Genomic DNA, 24,742 nt, shown 5'->3' with positions numbered 1-24,742 from the left:
ACCGGTGGAGCCGCAGGGACCGGTGGACCTGCGGACACAACGACACGAGGCCGCCCCCGGTGGGGACGGCCTCGTGTACGAGCCTGGTTCAGCGCGTCTCGCGGTGCGCGGTGTGCGCGTTGCAGCGAGGGCAGTGCTTCTTCATCTCAAGACGGTCCGGGTTGTTACGCCGGTTCTTCTTGGTGATGTAGTTCCGCTCCTTGCACTCCACGCAGGCCAGCGTGATCTTCGGGCGGACGTCGGTGGCAGCCACGTGAGTGCTCCTTGACGGACGGACGGACGGGTGAACGCAGAAAAGAGTAGCCGATCGAAGGACCGACCCCACAATCGGCTACTGCGTGTAGCGGTGACCGGACTTGAACCGGTGACACAGCGATTATGAGCCGCTTGCTCTACCGACTGAGCTACACCGCTTTGATACCGGCTCCCCTCACCCGAGAGTGAGGGTCACCTGCACCAGAGCCCCAATACGGAATCGAACCGTAGACCTTCTCCTTACCATGGAGACGCTCTACCGACTGAGCTATTGGGGCGAGCGATGAAGACATTACACGGTCGCCCGCCGTTCGCCCAAATCCATTCCCGGCCCCCTACCCGCCCGCCCCGGAGGGCACACCCGGCACCCCCTGACGCACCCCCTCCCGTGCCGCGCGCCCGCCGTCCCCGGTGGCCCGAACCGGTACGACTATTGCGCTCCTCCTCGAAGCGGAGTGGCCGGGCGCCTACGCTCGGATGACGCTGTGTGATCGCTCCCGTACAGCAGGGGCCGTACTTCCGGCGCTCCGGATCCGTGCGCCCCCTGCCCGTACACCCGCCCGTACATCCGGGGCCGCCCCCGTCGGGCCCGGGCCGCGTCCCGCCCGGGTCCGCCAGGTCGCGCGCCGGAGGGCCGCCGCAGCCGCCACCGACGCCCCGCCGCCGTCCCCGACCGATGGGCCCCGTGCCCGCCCAGGAGCCCGATGTCCCCCGAGTCCCCCGAGCCGTCAGAGTTCTCCGAGCCCTCCGGGTCTCCCGGGTCTCCCGGCCCTTCCGGGCAGTCCAAGCAGATCGGGCAGTCCGGCAACCGGCGGCCGCAACCCGGGCCGCAGCCCCGGCCGCAGCCGTCCGAGGGGACCGCGGCCGACGCCTCCGCCCTGCTGCTCTGCGGGGCCCGGCTCGCCGACGGCCGGACCGTCGACGTACGGCTCGGCGCCGGGCGCATCGAGGCGGTGGGCACCGTCGGCAGCCTGCCCGCCCTCGGCGCCCGGGTCGACCTCAGCGGCTATCTGCTGCTGCCCGCCCCCGCCGAGCCGCACGCCCACGCCGACACCGCCTTCGGCGCGGACGCCACGGGTCCGGTGCCCGACACCCCCGAGGACGTCCAGCGCCGGGCCACCGAGGCGGCCCTGCTCCAGCTCGGGCACGGCGCCACCGCGCTGCGCGCCCATGTCCGGATCGGGGACGTCCAGGGGCTGCGGTCGCTGGAGGCGGTGCTCCAGGCCCGCCGGTCGCTGCGCGGACTGGTGGAGCTGACGGCGGTGGCGGTGCCCCGGCTGCTCACCGGGGTGGCCGGCGCGGACGGCCTGGCCATGCTGCGGGACGCGGTCAAGATGGGCGCCACGGTGGTGGGCGGGCGCCCCGACCTGGACCCGGACCCGACCGGGTACGTCCAGACCGTGCTGGAGGTGGCGGCCGAGCACGGCGTCCCGGTGGACCTGCACACCGACGGCGACGACCCGGCCCGGCTGGCGCGGCTCGCCGCCATGGCCGGCGGGCTGCGGCCCGGGGTGGCCGTCGGGCCGTGCGGGGCGCTGGGCCGGCTGCCCGGCGACCTGGCCGCCCGCGCCGCCGACCAGTTCGCTTCGGCCGGGGTGACGGTGATCTGCCTGCCCCAGGGGTGCTGCGCGGGCACCGAGTGCCGGGACGTGGCGCCGGTGCGGTTGCTGCGGTCGGCCGGGGTGCGGGTGGCGGCGGGCAGCGGCGCGCTGCGGGACGTGGCCAATCCGGTGGGGCGCGGCGATCCGCTGGAGGCGGCGTATCTGCTGGCCGCGCAGGGCGGACTGCGCCCCGAGGAGGCGTACGGGGCGGTGAGCGGGGCGGCCCGGGAGGCGATGGGGCTCCCGCCGGTGCGGGTGGAGGCCGGGTTCCCGGCGGAGCTGCTGGCGGTGCGCGGGGAGCGGCTGTCGGGCGTGCTGTCGCTGGCGTACAGCCGGATCGTGGTGCACCGGGGCCGGGTGGTGGCCAGGACCAGCGCGGTGCGGGAGTACTGCGACTCGGCGGCGGCGCTCGAACTGCCGCGCCAGGGGCGGCCGGACGCGGCTCCCTGAGCGCGCCCGCCGCGGAGGTCGTACGGTCGGGAGCATGCGTATTGTCATCGCCGGAGGACATGGACAGATCGCCCTGCGCCTGGAGCGGCTGCTCTCGGCGGGCGGGCACGAGGTGGCCGGCCTGATCCGCAAGCCGGAGCAGGCCGACGAACTGCGGAAGGCGGGTGCCGAGCCGGTCGTCCTGGACCTGGAGTCGGCCGCCGTCGAGGAGGTGGCGGCCGTCCTGGAGGGCGCCGACGCGGCCGTCTTCGCGGCGGGCGCCGGGCCGGGCAGCGGAGTCGACCGGAAGGACACCGTCGACCGGGGCGCCGCGGTGCTCCTGGCCGACGCGGCGGAGCGGGCGGGCGTACGGCGCTATGTCGTCGTCTCGTCCATGGGCGCCGACCCGGAGCACGAGGGCGACGAGATCTTCGACGCCTATCTGCGGGCCAAGGGCGAGGCGGACGCCCATGTCCGGGCCAAGCGCGGCCTGAACTGGACGATCCTGCGCCCCGGGATGCTCACCAATGACGCCGGTACCGGACTGGTCCGGCTGGAGGCGTCCACCGGCCGGGGCCCGATCCCGCGCGACGACGTGGCAGCGGTCCTCGCGGAGCTGCTGGACACCCCCGCCACGGCCGGGCTGACCCTGGAGCTGATCGCTGGCTCCGTCCCGGTCACCGTCGCCGTCAAGGACGTCGCGGGGAACTGAGACCGGCCGGGGCCCGGCCCGGGCAGTCCGTACCGCGTGTGAGATTCGCCATTCGCCTGCGGCCCGCCGCCACTCGTGCTTGAGTGGCGGCGGGCCGTGTCCGTCTCCGGGCCCGGCCGCCGTCATGGACCGCGACCGCGGACACTGCCGGAGGGGGCACGCCATGGGCCGGAAGGTGCCCGGGGAGCTGTCGCTGATCGTGGCGATCGAGATGCACGGGTTCTCTGCCGTCCGGTCCGGGCGGCAGCGCACGCTGCGTATCGCGTTCCACCGCCTCTTGGACGTGACGGTGGCGGACACCGGGCTGGACAGGGCGGCGCCGATCAGCCGGATCGACCGGGGCGACGGTGTGCTGCTGATCCTTCCGCCCGCCGTGTACCGGCGCCCCGCCGTGTGTGAGCGCTTTCTCACCGGCCTGGAGTACGCCCTCAAGGACCGGGAGGTGGCGGAGCTGCGCCTGCGGGTGGCCCTGCACCTCGGTCCGGTGCACCGCACCGCCACCGGCCATGCCGGCGCCGGATTGATCACGGCGCAGCGCCTGGTGGACCTTGCACCGCTGCGCGAACTGCTGGCGCGGGAGCCGGAGTACCGCCTGACCGTCGTCACCTCATCGACCTGGCAGGACCTTCTCCGGCACAAGGACGCGGCAGGGACGGGCGACGCCCGCTATGTACCGGTGGTCTACGAGGGCAAGAGCGGGTCCGAGTACGTCTGGATCCGGCAGCAGGGCCCCCGGCCCCCCACCGGTCTCCGCCTGCGGACCTGGCTGCGGCGCACCGTCCGGCGCCGCCCGGCCCGGAAGCCCGCCGCACCGGCCGGCGGGAGACCGGCTCACGCCACACCGGGCGGCACGGCCCCGGGCACCCTGACCCCGGACATCATGACGCCGGACTACGGTGGCGCCCCGGTACCGGTCGATCCGGAACTGATCGACCCGGACCCCGCCAAGGGCCTCGGGCTCGGCTTCCTCATCCCCTTGAGAAGGGTGAAACAGCCCGCCCGCCCGGCACCCGACCTGTTCGACCTCGGCGACCGTGCCGAGACCCCGGCCGCCACCCATCGGCTGACGGCCGGTCTCGACGACCTCTTCCGGCGACTGGGCCCTCCCCCACAGGGGCTCTTCCCCGAGCAGGCACCGGAGTTCAGTGGCGACGGAGGACTGAGCCGATGACCGACAGCCACCGGCCCGCCCCCGCCGGCAGCAGCCTGGACATCGCCATGCAGTGGGCCCAACTCCCGCCCGAGCACCTGAAGATCGCCCTGAAGGCACTGGAACCCGAGCTCGCCCGTCAGCACGAACTGCGGCTGCTCCAGGAGCGGCTGGCCGCCGAGGAACGCCGGGAGCGCCGCAGCCACTCCCTCTATCTGGGCGGCCTGATCTGCGGGTTCACCCTGGCCGCCGCCATGCTGACCGGCGCGGTCGTGGTGGGGATCAACGGCCTCCCCTGGCTGGCGGCCATGCTCGCCGGCCCGAGCGTGCTGTCCCTGGCCGCGCTGTTCGTCCTGCGCCGGACGGACGCCGTCTCCGCGCGCGAGACGGCCCGCGCCCATCGCGCCGCCCTCGCCGCCGCCCAGCCCCCGCAGCCCCTGCCCCAGCCCGGGCAGGGCACCGGCTCCCCGACCGTGCCCATGTGACAGCAGTCCGGGATTCACGAAACGACAACGGCCCCCGGTCGCGTCTCCGCGATCGGGGGCCGTTTCTCTCCAGTGGCGGCGCCAGGATTCGAACCTGGGTAGGCTAAGCCGACGGATTTACAGTCCCCCGGCGGTCGCGTGAAGAAGAGCCCCCCGACCTGCGGTGAAGCAGTTCCGAGAGGAGCTGCGTCGCGGCCCCGTCCGCACCTCGTCCAGGGCATACCGCGCCCCCTCGGCAGCACCTGCCATTGCATCGACTTCAAGTAGCACCAGGCCGCATCGTCGCGTTCGCCTGCGGCACGGCCTGCCAAGAGTCATACTGTCGCCATCGCATGCCAATTCCATCGGAGGTGACCCGAGTTGGGAAGTTCCGGCCGCAAGAAGACCGTCGCCTTCTACGAGATCGTCCGACCGAAGGAGGCCGGAGACCCCAGGTTCGACCACCTTGACTGGCCGCAGGTACTCCGAAATCTCGCGCGAAAGAATATGCGGCAGCGCCAGTACAATAGCGGCGATGATATTTATGTCGGTGATCCGATTTCCGTCCAAGGACGCCAACACCTTGTGCTAGCACGACTCCGCGATGGAGATATTCAGCAGATCGACTGGGAACGCAACAACATCTCCGATTTGCAACTTGACGGCAACCGAAGTGTGGTCGACACCACAATTATTTGCTTTCTCTCATTCGGAAATGTAATTGGCGTGATCCAGGGAAGCGCCTCTGCGCCGCGCCCGACAGCCTTGCAACGCTGGCTGAATAGCATGAATCTGGTTCAAGAAGACTTGGCCGTAATGCCCCTAGTCGGAAAAAAGGCCTGGGACAAGCTCAGCAGCGCGGAGGCCGTTAATCTTTTCGAGATGAGGTTGCGCCCCGGCCAAATGGTATTCCCATCTGACGCTGACGGCTTGGGCGGGTTCTCACGGCAAGCGCACAAGCAAAACCCAGATGCCCTGATTACCTTGACCATGAAGATCCCTAAGCGCCGGGGATTCGGTCGCGACTCGGCCCGATCGCGCGGCGAACGAAGGCTTCGCGAAGATGTTCAGAGCTTCATCTCCGGCTTCGGAAGCTTGGTCGGCCCTGACGGAGCCGTTGATAGAGCCATCGCTCATGTAACGCTTTCAGCGTCAGACGGATCGCTTGTAGAGGATAAAATCAATTTCGTCTCCGATCACATCACTGCACAAAAGCCCGTTTTCCTGCGCCGCAGCGAGGGACAGGCACCCTGGTATGAGGCTGCCGTGCACGCTGTACTAGATGTAGCCGCAGCTCATGACGCGGAGCTCCGCGACGCTGTCAGACCCTTGCCCTAGGCTGCCGACAGTCGAAGGGGGCGCTGATGGGCGGCAGGGTTCGCGCGAGTCGAACAGTGCACAACCTATGGAGTGAGCATCCATTTTCGGACTGGCTGCTTGCCATGATCTGTGTAGCGGCACTGGGATTCTGGCAAAAGGGCCACGTCCTGAGCGGCCATGATACCGACCAGAGGATGAGCATTTATGCGACGGTTGCTTCAGTCGCAGCAATCATTGGCGGATTCGGAACGGCCGCCATTAGCCAGTATGCGACAAGTTCAGGCCGCAGAATGACATACCTTCGGCAGCGCTTTGGCGAAAGCCTCCGGAAAAACTGGGTTAGCATCCTCACGTCAATGACGGCGGTGGCGGCTGGGTGCCTCGGCGCAATGATCAGCGATAAGAGGGAACAAGTTGGCTGGGTAGGCTGGGTCGTCGGATTCCTACTATTCCTAGGCCTTATGCGGGCCGCGCGGCTAATTTGGCTTTTTCGACTACTCATCGACGTCTCTGACCACGATGGCGCTAATTCAGCGAGAAGCGAACCCGTGAGAATCGTGGACCCAGATCACGACTGATGTGACGGCCTTACCACTGAGAGCGGCGGAACGGCTTTGGCCGGGAGATGCTTTGGAGCGCGTGATGATTTTTGCGTAAGCGGATGGCGCGCCCATCACCCTATGAGCCTGCCCGGTAAAGCACAACGTTCGGTTGATCTTAGAGACCCGCGCCTGAATGACTGCCTAAACGGTGGAACCGACCGGGCCAGCCACAGCGGGCTATCCCTCAGCATGGCGCTGGCTCCAGCGGCGGGCCCGGCCTTGCCGCGGCCGGACCAGAAGAGGGGCAACAGCATCAGGCCCGGCGGCGAGCCGGGGAGCGCACGGCGAACGGAGCAAGCCGCCTTCGCTGCCCACTTTCGACCGCATCTGGCGCCAGGAGATCGCGGCAAGAGAGGTTCACATGGCCGAGTTACCCGCTCTACTCCCCCGATACGCTGGCTACCAGCAGCCGACGATCCGGGAGTGTGCGCCAAGGATGGGACCCAAGACGCAGAGGGTCTACGAGACGATTCGCTCCTGGATCGAATCGGGCCGCTACGGGCCGGGCGACAAGTTGCCGTCCGAGCGAACGCTGACCGCCGAGCTGGGGATCGGCCGTACCGCGCTGCGTCAGGTCCTCGCGCGCCTGGCGAACGAGCACTTCATCAAGGCTCACGACCGCAGCTCCTACCGGGTACTCGGCGGCGAAAGCGTCCCGACGCCGGCGGAGTTGGAGCCGTGGAAGATCCACGGCTCCCGCCACGTCTATGAGAACCGATGGGTGAACCTGGAGCTGGTCGATGTTGAGCCCCCCGGCGTCGAGCGCTTCGAGCATCACGTCGTCCGGCTCTTTCGTGTGGCCGTGACCGCCGTGGTTGACGATCAGGACCGCGTGCTCATGCTGTGGCGGTACCGTTTCGTGCCGCAGCAGTGGGGCTGGGAGCTGCCCGGCGGAATCGTGGACGCGGGCGAGGACGCCGCCGCCACGGCGGCCCGGGAGACCGAGGAGGAAACGGGCTGGCGGCCTGGCCCTGTCGAACACGTCGTGAGCTACCAGCCGATGATCGGCATGGTCGATTCGCCCCACGAGATCTTCGTGGCCCGTGGCGCCGACAAGGTGGGCGAGCCGACCGACGCCGAGGAGGCGGGCGAGATTGCCTGGATCCCCCTCGACGACATCCCGCGCCTCATGGCCGAAGGCAAGCTCATGGGCTCGGGCACGCTCGTAGCGCTTCTCCACATCCTGGCGTCCCGAGCTAGAGGCGACCGGTAAGGAGTTCCACCCGCCGGCGGTACCGCACGGAGCCCGTGCGGTTCGCCAGCAACCTGGCCTTCTGGAGATGGGATCGCGCGTCGTCCAGCTCTCCCCTGACCAGGTGCGCCTGGGTGAGATCGCAATGAAGACCGGAGTTCGCGCGGACGAAGGATTCGTCGGCGCTGTCGAGCGACGCGTACAGCTCCTCCATCGCTGAAGCGTCGCCAAGCTTGGCGAGGACGTTCCCGCGCCACCTCATCAAGTGGCCGGTGTTGAGGAAGATGCTCAGCATGTCGGCATCGCGTGTCTCGCCGTCATCGGGGAGAAGCCGGGCCGCCCGCTCAAGTGCTGATCGTGCCGCCGACTCCATGCCGGGCCCAGCAGCAGCGCACAGCTCGGCCTCGGCGGCCGCGAGCCAGGTTCGCAGCCGAAGCGACTGCCGTTCAGGATGGGTGCGCTGCGCGTCTCGCACCAGCTCGACCGCCAGCTGAGGGCGGCCGGCGTCCGCGAGGACGTACGCCTGCTCACCCATGGCGTGTGCCAGGTAGAGCGGGGACTCGGCATCCTGGGCGGCCTTCTTGGCAAGCTCGTACCTTCGCCATGCTCGATCCACGGCGCCGGCGTCCAGCGCTTGCCACGCGGCGAGGGTGGATGCCCCCGCGAGGGCGATCGCGATGGGCCGCCGCACTGCTGGAAGTACAGCGAAGGTCAGCGCTTCCTCCATCGCCGCCAGATGGCCGTTCATCTGGTCGACCAGGCCGGTGGCGCCCATCTGCCGATCCATGGTGCGAAGATCCCGTCCACGCGCCGTCCAGACAGGCTGGTAGAGAGGGGGACCGAGCGAGGCAGGGCGAGACAGTACGGTCCCTCGCCACCGGGTAGCAGAACGGCCCCTGCTCCGCGTTCTCGCAGATCAGGGGCCGTTTCTCTCCAGTGGCGGCGCCAGGATTCGAACCTGGGTAGGCTAAGCCGACGGATTTACAGTCCGCTCCCATTGGCCACTCGGGCACACCGCCATGGGATGTCGCCGTGGATCCAGCGGCCGTTCGGCGCTTCTCCCTGGCAACGACGTAAACGATACCCGATGCCCAGGGGTGCTCTGCCACCCCATTGATCAGCCGTCCGGGCGGGTGCGGGTGGATAGGCTTGCCGCGGCGGTCGGGGCGGTCCGGCCGTACGCATGTGTACGCACCGAACCAAGGAGCCAACAGGACATGGCCGACTCCAGTTTCGACATCGTCTCGAAGGTCGAGCGGCAGGAGGTCGACAACGCCCTCAACCAGGCGGCGAAGGAGATCTCGCAGCGCTACGACTTCAAGAACGTCGGGGCCTCCATCGCCTGGTCCGGCGAGAAGATCCTGATGCAGGCCAACTCCGAGGAGCGGGTCACGGCCATCCTCGATGTGTTCCAGTCCAAGCTGATCAAGCGGGGCATCTCGCTGAAGTCGCTGGACGCGGGCGAGCCGCAGCTCTCCGGCAAGGAGCACAAGATCTTCGCCTCCATCGAGGAGGGCATCTCCCAGGAGAACGCCAAGAAGGTGGCGAAGGTCATCCGCGACGAGGGCCCCAAGGGCGTCAAGGCGCAGGTGCAGGGCGACGAGCTGCGGGTCAGCTCGAAGAGCCGGGACGACCTCCAGGCCGTGATCGCGCTGCTGAAGGAGAAGGACTTCGACTTCGCGCTGCAGTTCGTGAACTACCGCTGACCCGGCGCCCGCCAGGGCACGGAGTACGTCCCGGGGGCGGACGCGGCAGCCGCCGGGTCCGCCCCCGCGGTGTGCCCGGCGCCGGGCTTCATGTCCGAAAGCCGCCAGCACCGCGCTCCCGCCGAGGGCATTCTGGAGGGAGAACGGATGGAGGAACCACCATGACGCTGTACGCCTACGCCGATGGGCCGCTCGGCCGGATGCTGCTGGTCGGCGAGGAGACCGCCGCCGGCGCCGCCGCGCTCGCCTCGCTGTCGCTGCCCGGGCAGAAGGGCGGCGCGACCGTGCGGGACGGCTGGCGCCACGCGCCCGGGGCGTTCGACACGGTGACCGGGCAGCTGACCGAGTACTTCGCGGGACGGCTGACCCGGTTCGAGCTGGAGTACGCCGACACCGGCACCGACTTCCAGCGGCGGGTCTGGGCAGAGCTGGAGGCCATCCCGTACGGCGCCACCGTGACGTACGGGGAGATCGCCGCCCGGGTCGGGACCAGCCGGGCCGGGGTACGGGCGGTGGGCACCGCGATCGGGCGGAACCCGCTGCTGGTGGTGCGGCCCTGCCACCGGGTGATCGGCGCCGACGGGGCGCTGCGCGGCTACGCGGGCGGGCTGCCCTCCAAGGAGCGGCTGCTCGGTCTGGAAGGCGCGCTCGTCCGGTGATGCCGCCGGGTGGGACGAGGGAAGGACGACCGGCGGACGGTCCCGGGCCGGCGGAGGCACCTCGGCGGGTGGACGGTCCCGGGCCGGCGGAGGTACCTGGGCGGGCCGGGGCCGGCCGGGGCCGGGGTGGCGGGCAGCCGGAGGGGCTGTTCCCGGCCGGGGCGGTGGCGGGAACGGCAGCGGCGGGCGGCCGGACCGAGGTGGCACCGGGTGCGGTGCATCTGCCCGGATGGCTGTCGCCGGAGCGGCAGCGGGAGCTGGTGGCCGCCTGCCGAGCGTGGGCGCGCGGGCCGGTCCCGATGCGGCACACCCGGCTGCCCGGCGGCGGCACGATGTCGGCCCGCACGCTCTGTCTGGGCTGGCACTGGCGGCCGTACCGCTACACCCGTACCGCCGACGACGTGAACGGCGCCCGGGTCGCGGAGCTGCCGGAGTGGCTGGCCGGACTGGGCCGGGCGGCGGTGGCGGAGGCGTACGGCGAGGACGGCGGCGGGTACGTCCCGGAGGCCCCGTACGCACCGGACACGGCGCTGGTCAACTACTACGGCCCGGACGCCCGAATGGGGATGCACCAGGACCGGGAGGAGCGCTCGGCCGCCCCGGTGGTGTCGCTGAGCCTCGGGGACAGCTGTGTCTTCCGGTTCGGCAACCCCGAGAGCCGGGGGCGGCCCTGGACCGACCTGGAGCTGGGCTCCGGCGACCTGTTCGTCTTCGGCGGCCCGTCCCGGCTGGCGTACCACGGGGTGGTGCGGATCCGGCCCGGGACGGCCGACCCGGCGCTGGGCCTGGCCGACGGGGGCCGGCTCAACATCACGCTCCGGGTGACGGGGCTGACCGGCTGACCCGGCCGGCCGGTCCGTCACCCCGTGCGCGGGGCCGCGCAAGCCGGTCCGGGAGTGGCGGGTCAGTCCCGGGAGTGGCCGAAGAGGATCCGGTAGAGGATCAGCAACACCAGCGAGCCGCCGATCGCCGCGAGCCAGGTGGCGCCGTCGTAGAACTCGTTGCTGATCGGCCGGTCCAGGAAGCGCGCCGAGAGCCAGCCGCCGGTGAAGGCACCCGCGATGCCGATGAGCGTGGTGCCGATCAGTCCGCCCGGGTCACGGCCGGGAAGCAGGATCTTGGCGATCACTCCGGCCAGCAACCCCAGCACGATCCAGCCGACGATGCCCATGTGGTGAACCTGCCTTCCGTACGTCGCTGTCGTCCGGAAGGACGCGTCCGGCCGCCCGGGTGGTTGCCCGGACGGCCGGGCTGCGGCGTATCCCACACCCCTGGCCGCCCCCGGGGCGTCGCCGGAGCAGCTCGGGGCGCCCGGGGGTACCGCCGGAAGAGGGACCTACCAGCGGGCGTACTGGTCGGTGAAGGGACGGTCGGTGGGCACGATCTCCTTGCCCAGCGGCAGCAGCGAGACCGGGATCAGCTTGATGTTCGCCACGCCCAGCGGAATACCGATGATCGTCACGCACAGGGCGATCCCGGTGACGATGTGGCCCAGCGCCAGCCACCAGCCGGCCAGCAGCAGCCAGAGCACATTGCCGACGCAGGAGGCGGCCCCGGCGTCCCGCCGGTCCACCACCGTCTGGCCGAAGGGCCAGAGGGCGTAGACGCCGATCCGGAAGGCGGCGAGCCCGAACGGGATGCCGATGATCGTGATGCAGAGCAGCGCGCCGGCGACCAGATAGCTCAGGCACATCCACAGGCCGCAGAGCACCAGCCAGATGATGTTGAGAATTGTCCTCATGGGCGACGACCTGCCATTTGTTCGAGTCGGGCGATGCGCTCCGGCATCGGCGGATGGGTGGAGAAGAGTTTGGCGACGCTCTCCCCGGGCCGGAACGGGTTGGCGATCATCAGGTGGCTCGCCGTCTCCAGCCTCGGTTCGGGCGGCAGCGGCAGTTGCTTGGTGCCCGCCTCCAGCTTGCGCAGGGCGCTGGCCAGGGCGAGCGGATCGCCGGTGAGCTGGGCGCCCGAGGCGTCGGCCTCGTACTCCCGCGAGCGGCTGACGGCGAGCTGGATCACCGAGGCGGCCAGCGGGCCGAGCAGCATGATCAGCAGCATTCCGAGCAGCCCCGGGCCCTCGTCGTCGTCCGAGCGGCCGACCGGGATGAGCCAGGCGAAGTTGACCAGGAACATGATCACCGAGGCGAGCGCACCGGCGACCGAGGAGATCAGGATGTCCCGGTTGTAGACATGGCTCAGCTCATGGCCGATGACCCCGCGCAGCTCGCGCTCGTCCAGCAGCTGGAGGATGCCCTCCGTGCAGCAGACGGCCGCGTTGCGCGGGTTGCGTCCGGTGGCGAAGGCGTTGGGCGCCTGGGTCGGTGAGATGTACAGCCGGGGCATGGGCTGCCGCGCCTGGGTGGAGAGCTCCCGCACCATCCGGTACAGCTGAGGCGCCTCGAACTCGCTGACCGGACGGGCCCGCATCGCGCGCAGGGCCAGCTTGTCGCTGTTCCAGTACGCGTACGCGTTGGTGCCGAGCGCCACCAGGACGGCGACGATCAGACCGGCGCGGCCGAAGAAGCCACCGATCAGGATGATGAGTGCGGACAGTCCGCCGAGGAGTACTGCGGTCCTCAGCCCGTTGTGCCGGCGGTGCACGGTACGCCCTCCAAGTGCTGCGGCAGGGGAACCTGATGTCTGGCGCTGCCTTACTTCCTGGTGCTTCCTGGTACTGCTGTCCGGTGCGGGTCCACTCATCAGTGGACCTTCCCGTACGGATCAACGCCAGGCGGAAGTGGCAGGTTCCCAGCGGCTGCCCGAGCAGCGGCAGGTGCACACCACGCACGGAACGTACGGAGCACGCGCAGCGCACGGAGCGCACGAAGCACGTAGGGCACGCAGGGCGTGTAGGGCACGCAGGGCACACGGAGGAGGCAGCCACGGGCGGGCGGCCGGGGCGCTCAGCCGGACCGGCCGGATGAAGTCAAGAACCGACCGGGTGAACCCCGGAGCCGAGCGGGGCACACCCCTGAGCTGAGGGGGACGCATCCTTGAGCTGAACGGGTGAGACTTGCCCCGGCGGGGTGAAGCTGGAGCCGACCGGAGCGCGCCGCGCGGACGACGGTAGGCGGGCGCTCGGCACGGAGCGTGGGCGCCGACCGCCGGAACCGAGTGGGCCGCCGGCGCCGGGTGCTCAGCGCTGGGTGGGCACCACGACCCCGGCCTGCTGGGCCTTCTCGACCGCTTCCTCGACCGGCTTGACCTCGCTGGTGCAGTGCCGGCAGCGGCTGGCGACGGCCGGAATCTCGGAGTAGCAGCGGGGGCAGTCGCGGACCGCCGCCTTGATGTCGAACGGCTGCTCGCGCTTGAACCGGTTCTGGATCTTCATCAGCGGGACGACGACGCAGAAGTACAGCACCGTCGCGGTGATCAGGAACGCGAAGGCCGCGCTGAGGAACAGGCCGTACGGGAACTTCACGCCCTCGACCTCGAAGACGGCCTTGCTGTAGTCACCGATCGAGCCGGTGGCGAGGCCGACCAGCGGGACGATGAAGGCGTTGCTGAAGCCGGTCACGACCGCCGTGAAGGCGGCACCGACGGCCAGGCCGACCGCCATCGAGATGACGTTTCCGCGGAGAATGAATTCCTTGAAGCCGCTCAGCACGGCACTGCTCCTCGTGTGTGGGTGACCGGTACGGCCCCGGGGGCGGTCTAGAACAGCGTGGTGGCGGCGAACCGCAGGACGAGCTGCGGCCAGCCCGAGAGCACCACGCCGGCGACCGCCGTCAGGGCGATGGCCAGGGTAAGGGGTACCGGGGCCGGACGGGCCCGTCCCGGCCTCGCCGCCGTCGTCCCGGCGGGCTCCGCCGCGGCCTCCCCGGCGGCCGGAGAGGCCGCCTCCGGCCCGCCCGGCGCCCCGGGTTCCGCCGCACTCGGGGTGCCGGTCCCCTGCGGGCGAGGGGTGACGAAAAGCACCGCTGCCCACCGGAGGTAGTAGTACAGAGCGATCACCACATTGACGGCCATGATGACCGCGAGCCAGCCGAGCCCCGCGTCCACCGCCGCCGAGAACACCGTGACCTTGGCGAACAGCCCGATCACCCCCGGCGGCAGCCCGGCCAGGCAGAGCAGGAAGAAGGCGAGCGCCAGCGCCGCGCCCGGCCGGGTGGCGTAGAGCCCCCGGTAGTCGGAGATCCGGTTGAGCGGACGCGTGCGGGCCACCAGCGCGGCGACCGCGAAGGCGCCCAGGTTCACCACCGCGTACATCAGGGCGTACGCCACGGTGGCCCCGATCTGGTCGTCGCCGGAGTACGCGGCGGCGGCGATCGGCACCAGCAGATAACCGGCCTGCGCCACCGAGGACCAGGCCAGCAGCCGGACCGCGCTCCGCGCCCGGCCGGCCGGCTGGCGCAGCGCGGCGGCGTTGCCGGCGGTCATGGTGAGCGCGGCGAGCACGGCGAGGGCGGGGCCCCAGACGTCCGCGTACGACGGGAAGGCGACCACTGTCACCAGGATCAGCCCGGTGAGGCCGACCGCCTTGCCGACCACCGAGAGATAGGCCGCGACCGGCAGCGGGGCGCCCACGTAGGTGTCCGGCACCCAGAAGTGGAAGGGCGCGGCGGCCGTCTTGAAGGCGAAGCCCACCAGGGTCAGCGCCACGCCCGCCTTGGCGACGGTGCCGAGCCCTTCGGGGACGGCGTCCAGCCGCTGGGCCAGCTCGGTGAGATGCAGGGTGCCGGTGGCGGCGTAGACGAAGCTCACTCCGAGCAGCATCACAGCGGTGGCGGTGACCGAGGAGAGGAAGAACTTCAGCGCCGCCTCACCGGACCGCCGGTCGCCGCGCTTCAGCCCGACCAGGGCGAACACCGGCAGTGAGGCGACCTCCAGGGCGACCACCAGGGTGGCCAGATCGCGGGCGGCGGGCAGCAGGGCGGCCCCGGCGGAGGCGGACAGCAGCAGGAACCAGAACTCGCCGGCCGGGAGGCCGCCGGACCGACTCGGCTCACCGGCCGGAAGGCCACGCCCACCGGCCGGAAGCCTGCGATCCCCGCCCGCCGGGAGGCCGCCCGACGGCCCCGGCCCGCCCTTCCGCCGCGCCGGCACCCCCTCGGCCGCCCCCCGGGTGTACGGGAGCGAGAGCAGGGCGGTGAGCAGCGCACCGCCGAGCACCAGGACCTGGATGACCAGGGTGAACCGGTCGGCGGTGTAGCTGCACACCCCGGGGTCGGTGGTCAGGCAGAAGGTGCGGCGGTCGGCGGCGCGCAGCGGGATCAGCGCGCCGAGGGCGAGGATCAGCCCGGCGATCGCGGTCCGGCCCAGCAGGGCCTTGCGCTCCGGGCGTACGAAGAGGTCCGCGACCAGCACGATCAGCGCGAAACCGGCGGCGACGGCGGGCGGCGCCACGGCGGCCCAGTCCACCGACTGCACGGTCTCCGCCACGGCCGGTCCTGCGGTCCGCCCGGCGGCCTGTCCGACGGGGGCCGGGGCGCCGGCGGCCAGGCCGAGGAGGCCCGCCGGTGCGGCGGCGACGGCGGTGAGGGTCACGACGTGCCTCCTGCGAGGAGCTGCTGGACGGCCGGGTCGGTGAGGCCGAGGAGGAGCGCGGGCCAGAGGCCGGCGACGACGGTGAGGGCGGCGAGCGGCGTCCAGGCGGCGTACTCGTACCGCGCCACGTCCGGCAGCCGGGGCCGCTCGGCCGTCTCCTTGGCGCCCATGCACACCCGGCGCACCACGATGAGCAGATAAGCGGCGGTGAGCAGGGTGCCGAAGGCGCCGATGGCGAGATAGGTGCGGAAGGCGGGGCGGCTCAGTCCGGCGGCCGGGTCGAAGGCGCCGAAGAGCGTCAGCATCTCGCCCCAGAACCCGGCGAGGCCCGGCAGCCCCAGCGAGGCGACGGCGGCGAAGGCGAGCAGCCCGCCGAGGCGCGGGGCGCGGCCGTAGAGCGCGGCCCCGGTGGCGCCGGCGAGGGTGTCCAGGTCGGCGGTGCCGTACCGCTCCTTGACCGCGCCGGCCAGGAAGAACAGCAGTCCGGTGATGAGGCCGTGGGCGATGTTGGCGAAGAGCGCGCCATTGACGCCGGTCGGGGTCATGGTCGCGATGCCGAGCAGGACGAAGCCCATGTGGCCGACGGAGGAGTAGGCGATCAGCCGCTTGAGGTCGCCCCGGGCGCCGGGCCGGGCGAGGGCCAGGCAGGCGAGCGAGCCGTAGATGATCCCGGCGACCGCGAAGGCGCCGAGATACGGGGCGAGGAGGTGCATCCCGTCCGGGGCGATCGGCAGCACGATCCGGACGAATCCGTACGTACCCATCTTCAGCAGCACTCCGGCGAGGAGCACCGAACCGGCCGTCGGGGCGGCGGTGTGGGCGTCCGGCAGCCAGCTGTGCAGCGGCCACATCGGGGCCTTCACCGCGAGCCCGGTCCCGATCGCCAGAACGGCGATGAGCTGCACCGATGTGCTGATGTCACGGCCGTTGTCAGTGGCGAGTGCCACCATGTCGAACGTGCCTGACTTCACTCCGACGAGGAGCAGGCCGAGCAGCATGACGACCGAGCCGAGCAGCGTGTAGAGGACGAACCGCCAGGCGGCGGCGCGCCGGGCCGCGCCGCCCCAGCGGGCGATGAGGAAGTACATCGGGATGAGCACCATCTCGAACGCCAGGAAGAACAGCAGCAGGTCGAGTACGGCGAAGGTCGCCAGGGTGCCGGATTCCAGGACCAGCAGCAGCGCCACGAAGGCCCTGGGATGGGTGCCCGGCGCGCGCGGCGGCGAGCCGTGGCTGTGCAGCGCGCAGAGGAAGGTCAGCAGGGCGGTGAGGACCAGAAGGGGGAGGGAGATGCCGTCGACACCGAGGTGGACGCGCACGCCGAGTGCGGTGATCCAGCTGATGTCCGTGGTGGCCTGCATCTTCGACGGCTGGTCGTGGTCGAAGCCGAGCGCCAGCACGATCGTGGCCAGGAGGACGGCTCCGGTGACGGTCACTCCGTGCCGGAGCACCGCCTGCTCGGGCGACTTCCCCTTCAGCCCGGGCGGGGCGGGGAGGAGCGCCGCCACGGCGCCCAGCAGCGGGGCCACCAGGATGAACGCGAGAAGGAACTGCATCACGGATTCGCTGATATCGAGCACGGCTCACGCTCCGGCGGCGACGAGGACGGCGGCGATCGCCAGGACGACGGAGCCGGCGAGCAGGGCGCTGAGGTAGGTCTGCACATTGCCGGTCTGGGCGGCGCGCACTGCCCGGCCCAGCAGCTTGGTGGAGCCCGCCGCACCGCGTACATACGTCTCGACCACCTCGCGGTCCAGGAAGCGGACCAGGGAGGCGGCACCGCGCACCGGGCGGACGAAGAGCACCGAGTAGAGGGCGTCCAGGTGGAAACCGGCGGCGGCGTGGCGGTGCAGCGGGCCGAGCAGCAGCTGGCCGGGGTCGGCGGGGTCGGGCGCGGCGGCGATGTCCCCGTAGGCCGGGGTGTGGGTGGCGATCGCCTCCGCCTCGGAGACGGCGGGCTCGGCCGCCGGGTGGGCGGCCACCGCCCCGATCGGCGGATGCGCGGCCCGGGCCCGGGTGTGCGCCCAGGCGCCGTACAGCACGGCCGCTCCGGCGACCGCGAGACCGGTGCCGAGGACGGCGGTGGTGACGGTGGGCAGCAGCGGGTTGCCGTCGAACCAGTCGTCGAGCCGTCCGGCGGTGAGGCCGAGGGCGAGCGAGGGGACGGCGAGCACCCAGAGGACGCCGCTCATCGCGACCGGCTGCCGGCCGTGGTCGGGGGCCTCGGTGCCCCGGCCCCGGAAGGCGAGCAGCCAGAGCCGCAGCGCGTAGGCGGCGGTGAGCAGGGCGGTGAGCAGCCCGGCCACCAGCACGATCCAGCCGGCCCCGGCCGGGGCGACGGTGCGGTCGCCGAGCGCGGTGTGCTCGGCGGCGACCAGCACCGCCTCCTTGGAGAAGAAGCCCGCGAACGGCGGAATGGCGGCGAGCGCGAGGAGGGCGATCGTCATGGTCCAGTACGCGTCCGGCACCCGCCGGGCCAGGCCGCTCATCCGGGACATGGCGGCGAGCGAGTTGGTGCCGGCGGCGTGGATGACGGCCCCGGCGGCGAGGAAGAGCAGTGCCTTGAAGGCCCCGTGCGCGAGGAGGTGGAAGACGGCGGCACCCCGGTCACCGACGGCCAGGGCACCCGACATGTAGCCGAGCTGGCCGATGGTCGACCAGGCGAGCACCCGCTTGATGTCGTCCTGGGCGAGCGCGGCCAGCGCCGAGCCGACCATGGTGAGCGCGGCCAGCACCGCGAGCACGGTCAGCGCGGCGGCCGAGGCGGCGAAGAGCGGCAGCAACCGGGCCACGAAGTAGATCCCGGCGGCGACCATGGTGGCCGCGTGGATCAGCGCCGAGACCGGGGTCGGGCCGGCCATGGCATCCGGCAGCCAGGTGTGCAGCGGGAACTGCGCGGACTTGCCCGCCACCCCGGCCAGCAGGAGCAGCGCCGCCAGGGTGGGGTGCTGCACCGACCCGGCGGCGACCGCCCCGAGCACCCCGCCGATCCGGAACGTACCGGCGTCGGCGGCCAGCACGAAGAGACCGATCAGGAAGGGGACATCGCCCAGCTTGGTGACGAGGAACGCCTTGAGCGAGGCGGCCCGGGCCTCGGGCGTCTCCCAGTAGTGGCCGACCAGGAAGTAGGAGCAGATGCCCATGATCTCCCAGCCGACCAGCAGCACCATCAGATCACCGGAGTACACGACCAGCAGCATCGCGGAGGTGAAGAGGGAGACCAGCGCGGCGTACGAGGGGTAGCGCGGGTCGTCACGGAGGTAGCCGGTCGAGTAGATCTGCACACAGCAGGCGACCAGCGCCACGAGCACGGCGGTGGCGGCGGCGAAGCCGTCCAGCCGCAGGGCCAGGTCGATCGGGACCGAGCCGGTGGGCGTGAGCCGGGTGGCCGCCTCGATCGTTCCGCCGCCGCCCTGGCGTACGGCGGTGAGGACGGCGAGCCCGAGGGTGGCCAGCACCGGCAGCACGGCCAGCGGCCGGACGAAGCCGGGGGCGGTGCGGCCGAGCAGCAGTCCGGCGGCGGCACCCAGGAACGGCAGGAGGGGGACGAGGACGGCGAGGGTCGTGGTGGTCACGCGGTGGCCTCGGCCTTCTCGCCGGCCGCCGGGCCGGGGTGGGTGTCGGGGTCTGAGCTGTCTTCGTCGTACTCGGCGTCGTACACATCGTCGTGTTCGTCGTGTCCGCCGTGTTCGCCGTCGTGCCCGGTGTCGTCGCCGGCCGGGTCCGCCACCGACTCGGCGGTGTCCCGGAGGGCGTCGATGTCCGAGGTGCCGCGGTTGCGGTGGACCATGAGGACGATCGCCAGGCCGATGCCGATCTCGGCGGCCGCGATGGCGATGGTGAAGAGGGTGAGCGCCTGACCGGCGTGCAGGGTGTCGCGGAGCCAGACGTCGAAGGCGACCAGGTTGAGGTTGACGGCGTTGAGCATCAGCTCGACGGACATCAGGACCAGGATCGCGTTCCGGCGGGCGAGCACCCCGTACAGGCCGGTGCAGAAGAGCAGCGCGGCGAGGACGGCGGGGTAGACCAGGTGCATCACTTCACCTCCGTGGCGCCACCGGCACCACCGGCGCCCCGGCGGGAGGCGCCGCCACGGCCGTCGGGACCGACCGGGCGGGCGCCCTCCGGGGCGTCCGGCGCGTTCGGCATGTCCGTGGCGTCCGGCTCGTCCGGGGCGTTCCGGCGGGAGAGCACGATGGCGCCCACCAGGGCGGCGAGCAGCAGCACGGAGAGCGCCTCGAACGGCAGCACCCAGTGCCGGAAGAGCGATTCGCCGGAGACGGCGGTCGTCCCCCGGGCCGGTCCTTCCAGGTCGATCCAGGCGGTCCGGAAGGCGTCCACGACCACCCAGAGCAGAGCACCGGTGGCGACGACGGCGACCGCCAGCGCCACCGGCCGGTTGCCCGAGTCGGCGTCCGGGGAGCGGCCGATCGGCGCCCTGGTGAGCATCAGCCCGAAGAGCAGGAGGACGACGACGGAGCCGACGTAGATCAGCACCTGCACCCAGGCGATGAACTCGGCGGTGAGCAGCAGGTACTCGACGGCGAGACCGCCGAGTGCCACCACCAGCCAGAGTGCGGCGTGTACCAGCTGGCGGGTGGTCACCGTGAGCACGGCCGCGCCGAAGGTGACCAGGCCGACGAGGAGAAAGGCGATCTCCACACCGGTGGGCGAGAGAAAGCCGGGGGCGGCGAGCGTCATGCCGTGCCTCCCTCACCGGACGACCGCTCGTCCGGCGAGCCGGGCCCGGCCGGGGGTTCACCGGCCGGGGGTCCACCGGCCGCGGGTTTCCCGTCCCCGCGGGTCCCGTCCGGGCGGTCCCCGGCCGCCGGCTGCCCGGTGGCGGACCGGCCGGCCGCGGGTTCCTCGGGCGCGGGCCGGTCGGCCGCCGCGTGGCGTTCTGCCGCCGCGCGCTCCTCGGCGGCCAGTTGCTCGGCCGCGGCGAGCTTCTCGGCGGCCTTGCGGGCGGCGGCCAGCTCCTTCGGCTCCTCGGCACCCGGATCGAGGGCGGGTGGCTCGGGCACGGTCCACATCCACTCACGAAGCTTGTCCCGCTCATGGGTCAGCTCATGGATGTCGGTCTCCGCGTACTCGAACTCGGGCGACCAGAAGAGCGCGTCGAAGGGGCAGACCTCGATGCAGATACCGCAGTACATGCAGAGCGAGAAATCGATGGCGAACCGGTCGAGGACATTCCGGCTGCGTTCCCGGCCGCCCGGGGTGGCGGCGGGGACCGTCTCCTTGTGGGAGTCGATGTAGATGCACCAGTCGGGGCACTCACGGGCGCAGAGCATGCAGACCGTGCAGTTCTCCTCGAACAGTCCGATCACCCCGCGGGTGCGAGGGGCCAGTTCGGGCTGGGCGTCGGGGTACTGCTCGGTGACGGACTTCCGCGTCATCGTGCGCAGGGTGACGGCCAGGCCCTTCGCGAGGCCGGAGCCGGGGATGGGGGCCATGGTTACTGGATCACCACCTTGACGATGCCGGTGAGGGCGATCTGGGCGAGGGCGAGCGGGACGAGCGTGGTCCAGGCGAGCTTCTGCAACTGGTCCTCGCGCAGCCGCGGGTAGCTGACCCGCAGCCAGATGACGACAAAGGCGAGCACGGCGGTCTTGAGCAGGGTCCACACCCAGCCCAGCCCCTCGGTTCCCCAGGGCCCGTGCCAGCCGCCCAGGAAGAGGACGGTGGTCAGTCCGCAGAGCACCACGATGCCCGCGTACTCCGCCAGCAGGAACAGCGCGAAACGCAGCCCGGTGTACTCGGTGTACGCGCCGAAGATGATCTCCGAGTCGGCCACCGGCATGTCGAAGGGCGGCCGCTGGAGCTCGGCGAGACCGGACACGAAGAACACCAGGGCGCCGGTGATCTGCCAGGGCAGCCACCACCACTCGAAGGCGTCCAGGATGCCGGTCAGCGAGACCGTGCCGGCCGCCATCGCCACCGAGGCGGCGGCGAGCAGCATCGGCAGCTCGTACGCGAGCAGCTGGGCGGCGGTGCGCAGACCGCCGAGCAGCGAGAACTTGTTGGCCGACGCCCAGCCCGCCATCAGCGAGCCGAGCACGCTCACACCCATGACCGCGAGCGCGAAGAAGATCCCCGCGTCCACCGCCTGTCCGACGGCCCCCTCGCCCGGACCGACCGGGATGACGAGAAGGACGAGGAGGTACGGGAGCAGGGCGACGGCCGGGGCGAGCTGGAACACCCGCCGGTCGGCGTCGGCCGGGACCACGTCCTCCTTCTGGGCGAACTTCACCCCGTCCGCCACCAGCTGCGCCCAGCCGTGGAAGCCTCCGGCGTACATGGGCCCGAGGCGGCCCTGCATATGGGCCATGACCTTGTGTTCGGTCTGACCGACCAGCAGCGGCAGCACCAGGAACAGCGCGAAGACGACGACCAGCCGGAGGGCGACGTCGAGCACGTCGGTCATTCCCCTCCTCCGGGGTGTCGCTGTGCGGTGTCGTCACCGGTGCCCGCCCGTTCGGCGGTCCCGGCCTGTTCGGTGTCGTCACCGGTGCGGGGTCGTTCGGTGGTCCCGGCCTGTTCGGTGTCGTCACCGGTGCGGGGTCGTTCGGTGGTCCCGGCCTGTCCGGTGTCATCACCGGTGCGGGGTCGTTCGGCGGTCCCGGCCTGTCCGGTGATCCCGGGCTCGGGCCGTTCGGTGCGGTCGGCGCCCTTGTCGGCGGGGGCGCCGGCCGGATCGGTCCGGTCGATCCGGTCGCCCCCGGTCCTCCCGGGACCGGCCCGGTCGCTGTCCGGCCGCCGGCCGGGGCCGGACGGTCCGGTGCCGGAGCCCGGGCCGGGTTCCGGGGCGGCGCCGGGCCGAACGGGGGCGGGGGCTTCGGGACCGGCACCGGCACCGGTCCCAGTCCCGGACCCGGGCCCGGTCCGGGTGGCCGGGCCGGCGTCGGACATCGGCGCACCGGCATCCGGCCGCGCACCCTCGGGCGCGCCACCGGCATCCGGTCGCTCGGCGTCTTCGTGGGTGCCTCCGGCCGCCGGTTCCCGGGCGTCCTGCCGGGAAGCGCCGCCCCTCGACTCCTCGTCGAAGGCAGGACGCGGGTTGTTCCAGGGCGCGTCCGCGCTGCGGGTACGGGGCGCCGGAGCGGTCCCGGGCGCGGTCCCGGAGCCGGCCGGCTCCGCCGGCCCGGTGCGCTGGCTCGCCGAGCCGGCGGAGGCGCTGCGCATCCGGCGCGGCCCCCGGGGCGCGGCCGGCGGCGGCGCGGCCGGGTCGGCGGCCGGCGATTCTGGCGTCCCGGCCGACGGCCCCGGCGCTCCGGTGGCCGGTGCCCCGGCGTCCGGCGGCGTGGCGGGCGTGGCGGGCGCGGTGTCGGTCGGCTCGGCGGCGGTATGACCGGCCGTACCGGCGGACGCCTGGCTGGCCGAGCCCTCCGACGCCGTACGGGAGCGGCGCGGCCGGACCGGGGCCTCCGCCGCCTGGCCGACCGAGCCCTCCCCCGCGGTGCGGGTACGGCGGACCGGGCGCTCGCCCCCGGCCGCGGCCGCGCGCGGGGTGCGGGCGGCCCGCGCCGGGGCAGGCGGCAGCTGGCCCTTGAGCGGGCCCCACTCGTTCGGGTCGGGCACCCCGGGCGGCAGCATCTGGCGCCGCTTGGGGCCGCCGTGATCGGACTCACCGGGCTCCTTGGCCCCCGGCCACGCCTTGGCGACCCGCGCGGCGAGCACGAAGTCCTTGCGCAGCGGGTGCCCCTCGAACCCCTCCGGCAGCAGCAGCGGGGCGAGGTCCGGATGACCGGTGAAGGTCACCCCGAACATCTCGTGGGTCTCGCGCTCGTGCCAGCCCGCGCCGGCATAGACACCGATCGCCGTCGGCAGGGCGGCGGCCTCGTGCGGCACGGTGGTCCGCAGCAGCAGCCGGCGCACCCGGCCGCCGCCCAGTGCCGCCACATGGGCGCAGACCCGGAAGCCCGTGCCCGGCTCGTCCACCGCGCTCAGCCAGTCGAAATAGGTGCAGCCCAGCCCGTCGCGGGCGGTCTCCAGCGCCGCGAGCCAGGAACCGGCCGGTACGTCGACGGTCAGCAGGTCGTACGTCAGCTCGGCGATGGCCTCCGCTCCGAAGAGCGTCTCGGCGGCGCCGGGCAGCGCGTCGTACGCCTCCGCCGGGGGCTGCCGCGGGCCCTTCCGCCCCGGGTCGTCGCCGGTCGTCACGCCGCACCCCCGTTCGGGGCAGGCGGGGCGACCAGGCCGCTGCGCAGCCGCGCCGCCGGGGTCTCCCGCCCGTACCGCTCACCCAGCGACTCGCGGGCGATCTTCTCCTGGAGCTTGAGGATGCCCTGCAGCAGCGCCTCGGGGCGGGGCGGGCAGCCCGGTACGTACACATCGACCGGGATGATCTGGTCGACGCCCTTGGTGACGGAGTACGAGTCCCAGTAGGGCCCGCCGCAGTTGGAGCAGGCACCGAAGGAGATGACGTACTTCGGCTCGGGCATCTGCTCGTACAGCCGGCGCACGGCGGGCGCCATTTTGTCGGTGACGGTCCCGGAGACCACCATCAGGTCCGCCTGGCGCGGCCCGGGGGCGAACGGGATCACCCCGAGCCGGATGAAGTCGTGCCGGGCCATGGAGGCGGCGATGAACTCGATGGCGCAGCAGGCCAGACCGAAGTTGAAGACCCAGAGGCTGTACCGGCGGCCCCAGTTGAGGACCACCTTCATCGGCTCGGGGGCGAGCCGGGAGAGCGCGCCGAGCCGCTTCGGCTCGGGGAGGGGAACCGGGGATGCGGGAGCGGCCGGGGTTTTCGGGGTCACGTCCATGTCAGGACGCCCTTCTTGTACGCGTAGAGCAGGCCCACGGCGAGGAAGCCCAGGAAGACGAACATCTCGACGAGTGTCGTGGCGCCGTAGCCGGCGGCCGCGAAGACGGTCGCCCAGGGGAAGAGAAAGATCGAGTCGACCGCGAAGATGACGTACAGAAAAGCGTAGACGTAATAGCGGACCTGGGTGTGGGCCCAGCCCTCGCCCACCGGATCGACGCCGCACTCGTAGGTGAGCAGCTTCTCGGGGGTGGGGATGACGGGGCGCAGCAGCCGTCCGGCGCCGAAGGCGGTGGCGACGAACAGCACGCCGAGGACGGCGAGCAGGCCGACGACCGAGTAGCTCGCGAAGTGGTCCGAGGCGAGCTCGGTGGGGGTGACGGTCGGATCCGGCACGT

At 71.9% G+C, this 24,742-nt stretch carries 24 protein-coding genes, 3 tRNA genes and 1 pseudogene; 9 read left to right on the top strand and 19 right to left on the bottom strand.

Features of this window, described 5'->3' with window-relative positions; genetic code table 11:
- Positions 1-88 precede the first annotated feature (88 nt).
- The 3 genes from rpmG to NX801_RS27930 form a co-directional block, all read right to left on the bottom strand.
- A complete protein-coding gene (gene rpmG, locus NX801_RS27940) occupies positions 89-253 on the bottom strand; it encodes a 50S ribosomal protein L33 (RefSeq protein ID WP_003948671.1) in 165 nt (54 codons plus the stop codon).
- Positions 254-341: 88 nt separating this feature from the next.
- Positions 342-414 (bottom strand) — tRNA-Met (locus NX801_RS27935).
- A 46-nt stretch (positions 415-460) separates the two neighbouring features.
- Positions 461-533 (bottom strand) — tRNA-Thr (locus NX801_RS27930).
- Between the two features lie 426 nt (positions 534-959).
- On the opposite strand from NX801_RS27930, the gene NX801_RS27925 reads away from it, so the two are divergent.
- The 6 genes from NX801_RS27925 to NX801_RS27900 all read left to right on the top strand — a co-directional run bounded on the left by NX801_RS27925 (position 960) and on the right by NX801_RS27900 (position 7,746).
- The gene (locus NX801_RS27925; RefSeq protein WP_258790722.1) at positions 960-2,306 is read left to right on the top strand and encodes an amidohydrolase family protein; all 1,347 of its coding nucleotides are present in this window, start codon (positions 960-962) and stop codon (positions 2,304-2,306) included.
- A gap of 34 nt (positions 2,307-2,340) precedes the next feature.
- A complete protein-coding gene (locus tag NX801_RS27920) occupies positions 2,341-2,997 on the top strand; it encodes an SDR family oxidoreductase (RefSeq protein WP_258790721.1) in 657 nt (218 codons plus the stop codon).
- A gap of 163 nt (positions 2,998-3,160) precedes the next feature.
- On the top strand, positions 3,161-4,168 hold the full coding sequence (locus tag NX801_RS27915) for a hypothetical protein (protein ID WP_258790720.1): 1,008 nt from the start codon (positions 3,161-3,163) through the stop codon (positions 4,166-4,168).
- Complete coding sequence (locus NX801_RS27910) at positions 4,165-4,632, top strand: hypothetical protein (protein WP_258790719.1); 468 nt, start codon at positions 4,165-4,167, stop codon at positions 4,630-4,632. The genes NX801_RS27915 and NX801_RS27910 overlap by 4 nt, the downstream gene beginning before the upstream one ends.
- Before the next feature lie 486 nt (positions 4,633-5,118).
- Entirely contained in the window at positions 5,119-5,949 is an 831-nt protein-coding gene (locus NX801_RS27905) for a hypothetical protein (RefSeq protein WP_258790718.1), read from the top strand.
- A gap of 1,020 nt (positions 5,950-6,969) precedes the next feature.
- A complete protein-coding gene (locus tag NX801_RS27900) occupies positions 6,970-7,746 on the top strand; it encodes an NUDIX domain-containing protein (protein ID WP_258790717.1) in 777 nt (258 codons plus the stop codon).
- Here NX801_RS27900 and NX801_RS27895 read toward each other — a convergent pair.
- Together NX801_RS27895 and NX801_RS27890 are read right to left on the bottom strand one after the other, a co-directional pair.
- A pseudogene (locus tag NX801_RS27895) lies at positions 7,730-8,521 on the bottom strand (NsdA family TPR-like regulatory protein); the annotation flags it as partial. The gene NX801_RS27900 and the pseudogene NX801_RS27895 overlap by 17 nt on opposite strands.
- Positions 8,522-8,662: 141 nt before the next feature.
- A tRNA-Tyr gene (locus NX801_RS27890) sits at positions 8,663-8,744 on the bottom strand.
- A 198-nt stretch (positions 8,745-8,942) separates the two neighbouring features.
- Between NX801_RS27890 and NX801_RS27885 the strand changes: the two genes are divergently transcribed.
- The 3 genes from NX801_RS27885 to NX801_RS27875 all read left to right on the top strand — a co-directional run bounded on the left by NX801_RS27885 (position 8,943) and on the right by NX801_RS27875 (position 10,932).
- Positions 8,943-9,431, top strand: coding sequence for a YajQ family cyclic di-GMP-binding protein (locus tag NX801_RS27885; RefSeq protein WP_258790716.1), 489 nt, complete (start codon positions 8,943-8,945; stop codon positions 9,429-9,431).
- 161 nt (positions 9,432-9,592) lie between these two features.
- Positions 9,593-10,090 carry a methylated-DNA--[protein]-cysteine S-methyltransferase gene (locus NX801_RS27880; protein ID WP_258790715.1) on the top strand — a complete coding sequence of 166 codons (498 nt, stop codon included), beginning with the start codon at positions 9,593-9,595 and terminating at the stop codon, positions 10,088-10,090.
- A gap of 146 nt (positions 10,091-10,236) precedes the next feature.
- Positions 10,237-10,932 carry an alpha-ketoglutarate-dependent dioxygenase AlkB family protein gene (locus NX801_RS27875; protein ID WP_428986254.1) on the top strand — a complete coding sequence of 232 codons (696 nt, stop codon included), beginning with the start codon at positions 10,237-10,239 and terminating at the stop codon, positions 10,930-10,932.
- A 62-nt stretch (positions 10,933-10,994) separates the two neighbouring features.
- On the opposite strand, the gene NX801_RS27870 is transcribed toward NX801_RS27875, so the two are convergent.
- The 14 genes from NX801_RS27870 to NX801_RS27805 form a co-directional block, all read right to left on the bottom strand.
- Positions 10,995-11,261: a GlsB/YeaQ/YmgE family stress response membrane protein gene (locus NX801_RS27870; protein ID WP_258790713.1), complete on the bottom strand. Its 267-nt coding sequence runs from the start codon at positions 11,259-11,261 to the stop codon at positions 10,995-10,997.
- A 165-nt stretch (positions 11,262-11,426) separates the two neighbouring features.
- Positions 11,427-11,831: a YccF domain-containing protein gene (locus NX801_RS27865; protein ID WP_258790712.1), complete on the bottom strand. Its 405-nt coding sequence runs from the start codon at positions 11,829-11,831 to the stop codon at positions 11,427-11,429.
- Positions 11,828-12,691: a zinc metalloprotease HtpX gene (htpX, locus tag NX801_RS27860; protein ID WP_258790711.1), complete on the bottom strand. Its 864-nt coding sequence runs from the start codon at positions 12,689-12,691 to the stop codon at positions 11,828-11,830. The genes NX801_RS27865 and htpX overlap by 4 nt, the downstream gene beginning before the upstream one ends.
- A gap of 535 nt (positions 12,692-13,226) precedes the next feature.
- On the bottom strand, positions 13,227-13,697 hold the full coding sequence (locus NX801_RS27855; RefSeq protein ID WP_258790710.1) for a large conductance mechanosensitive channel protein MscL: 471 nt from the start codon (positions 13,695-13,697) through the stop codon (positions 13,227-13,229).
- A gap of 47 nt (positions 13,698-13,744) precedes the next feature.
- Complete coding sequence (locus NX801_RS27850) at positions 13,745-15,532, bottom strand: NADH-quinone oxidoreductase subunit N (RefSeq protein WP_428986253.1); 1,788 nt, start codon at positions 15,530-15,532, stop codon at positions 13,745-13,747.
- Between the two features lie 41 nt (positions 15,533-15,573).
- On the bottom strand, positions 15,574-17,133 hold the full coding sequence (locus NX801_RS27845) for a complex I subunit 4 family protein (RefSeq protein WP_258790745.1): 1,560 nt from the start codon (positions 17,131-17,133) through the stop codon (positions 15,574-15,576).
- A gap of 27 nt (positions 17,134-17,160) precedes the next feature.
- The gene (locus NX801_RS27840) at positions 17,161-19,152 is read right to left on the bottom strand and encodes an NADH-quinone oxidoreductase subunit 5 family protein (protein ID WP_258790709.1); all 1,992 of its coding nucleotides are present in this window, start codon (positions 19,150-19,152) and stop codon (positions 17,161-17,163) included.
- Complete coding sequence (nuoK, locus tag NX801_RS27835; protein WP_258790708.1) at positions 19,149-19,613, bottom strand: NADH-quinone oxidoreductase subunit NuoK; 465 nt, start codon at positions 19,611-19,613, stop codon at positions 19,149-19,151. The genes NX801_RS27840 and nuoK overlap by 4 nt, the downstream gene beginning before the upstream one ends.
- Positions 19,613-20,278 (bottom strand): NADH-quinone oxidoreductase subunit J family protein, encoded by a 666-nt coding sequence (locus NX801_RS27830; protein WP_258790707.1) that lies wholly within the window; start codon positions 20,276-20,278, stop codon positions 19,613-19,615. The genes nuoK and NX801_RS27830 overlap by 1 nt, the downstream gene beginning before the upstream one ends.
- Complete coding sequence (locus NX801_RS27825; RefSeq protein ID WP_258790706.1) at positions 20,275-21,033, bottom strand: NuoI/complex I 23 kDa subunit family protein; 759 nt, start codon at positions 21,031-21,033, stop codon at positions 20,275-20,277. The genes NX801_RS27830 and NX801_RS27825 overlap by 4 nt, the downstream gene beginning before the upstream one ends.
- Positions 21,034-21,035: 2 nt before the next feature.
- Positions 21,036-22,004, bottom strand: coding sequence for a complex I subunit 1/NuoH family protein (locus NX801_RS27820; RefSeq protein ID WP_258790705.1), 969 nt, complete (start codon positions 22,002-22,004; stop codon positions 21,036-21,038).
- Complete coding sequence (locus NX801_RS27815; RefSeq protein WP_428986251.1) at positions 22,001-23,740, bottom strand: NADH-quinone oxidoreductase subunit C; 1,740 nt, start codon at positions 23,738-23,740, stop codon at positions 22,001-22,003. The genes NX801_RS27820 and NX801_RS27815 overlap by 4 nt, the downstream gene beginning before the upstream one ends.
- A complete protein-coding gene (locus tag NX801_RS27810) occupies positions 23,737-24,345 on the bottom strand; it encodes an NADH-quinone oxidoreductase subunit B (protein WP_258790704.1) in 609 nt (202 codons plus the stop codon). The genes NX801_RS27815 and NX801_RS27810 overlap by 4 nt, the downstream gene beginning before the upstream one ends.
- The gene (locus tag NX801_RS27805; RefSeq protein WP_258790703.1) at positions 24,336-24,740 is read right to left on the bottom strand and encodes an NADH-quinone oxidoreductase subunit A; all 405 of its coding nucleotides are present in this window, start codon (positions 24,738-24,740) and stop codon (positions 24,336-24,338) included. Before NX801_RS27805 ends, NX801_RS27810 begins: the two co-directional genes overlap by 10 nt.
- Positions 24,741-24,742 lie beyond the last annotated feature (2 nt).

The organism is Streptomyces pyxinae (genome assembly GCF_024756275.1).
GTDB lineage: Bacteria > Actinomycetota > Actinomycetes > Streptomycetales > Streptomycetaceae > Streptomyces > Streptomyces pyxinae.
Note: the sequence above shows the minus strand (reverse complement) of the source record. Positions and strands in the feature narration are given on the sequence as shown.

Excerpts from the sequence above, each read along its gene's own strand:
- NX801_RS27885 (WP_258790716.1), top strand. The coding sequence starts at position 8,943 with ATGGCCGACTCCAGTTTCGACATCGTCTCGAAGGTCGAGCGGCAGGAG.
- NX801_RS27920 (WP_258790721.1), top strand. The coding sequence starts at position 2,341 with ATGCGTATTGTCATCGCCGGAGGACATGGACAGATCGCCCTGCGCCTG.
- NX801_RS27870 (WP_258790713.1), bottom strand. The coding sequence starts at position 11,261 with ATGGGCATCGTCGGCTGGATCGTGCTGGGGTTGCTGGCCGGAGTGATC.
- NX801_RS27880 (WP_258790715.1), top strand. The coding sequence starts at position 9,593 with ATGACGCTGTACGCCTACGCCGATGGGCCGCTCGGCCGGATGCTGCTG.
- NX801_RS27900 (WP_258790717.1), top strand. The coding sequence starts at position 6,970 with ATGGGACCCAAGACGCAGAGGGTCTACGAGACGATTCGCTCCTGGATC.
- NX801_RS27905 (WP_258790718.1), top strand. The coding sequence starts at position 5,119 with ATGCGGCAGCGCCAGTACAATAGCGGCGATGATATTTATGTCGGTGAT.
- NX801_RS27925 (WP_258790722.1), top strand. The coding sequence starts at position 960 with ATGTCCCCCGAGTCCCCCGAGCCGTCAGAGTTCTCCGAGCCCTCCGGG.
- NX801_RS27865 (WP_258790712.1), bottom strand. The coding sequence starts at position 11,831 with ATGAGGACAATTCTCAACATCATCTGGCTGGTGCTCTGCGGCCTGTGG.
- NX801_RS27830 (WP_258790707.1), bottom strand. The coding sequence starts at position 20,278 with ATGACGCTCGCCGCCCCCGGCTTTCTCTCGCCCACCGGTGTGGAGATC.
- nuoK (WP_258790708.1), bottom strand. The coding sequence starts at position 19,613 with ATGCACCTGGTCTACCCCGCCGTCCTCGCCGCGCTGCTCTTCTGCACC.
- NX801_RS27825 (WP_258790706.1), bottom strand. The coding sequence starts at position 21,033 with ATGGCCCCCATCCCCGGCTCCGGCCTCGCGAAGGGCCTGGCCGTCACC.
- NX801_RS27910 (WP_258790719.1), top strand. The coding sequence starts at position 4,165 with ATGACCGACAGCCACCGGCCCGCCCCCGCCGGCAGCAGCCTGGACATC.
- NX801_RS27810 (WP_258790704.1), bottom strand. The coding sequence starts at position 24,345 with ATGGACGTGACCCCGAAAACCCCGGCCGCTCCCGCATCCCCGGTTCCC.
- NX801_RS27820 (WP_258790705.1), bottom strand. The coding sequence starts at position 22,004 with ATGACCGACGTGCTCGACGTCGCCCTCCGGCTGGTCGTCGTCTTCGCG.
- NX801_RS27915 (WP_258790720.1), top strand. The coding sequence starts at position 3,161 with ATGGGCCGGAAGGTGCCCGGGGAGCTGTCGCTGATCGTGGCGATCGAG.
- NX801_RS27845 (WP_258790745.1), bottom strand. The coding sequence starts at position 17,133 with ATGCAGTTCCTTCTCGCGTTCATCCTGGTGGCCCCGCTGCTGGGCGCC.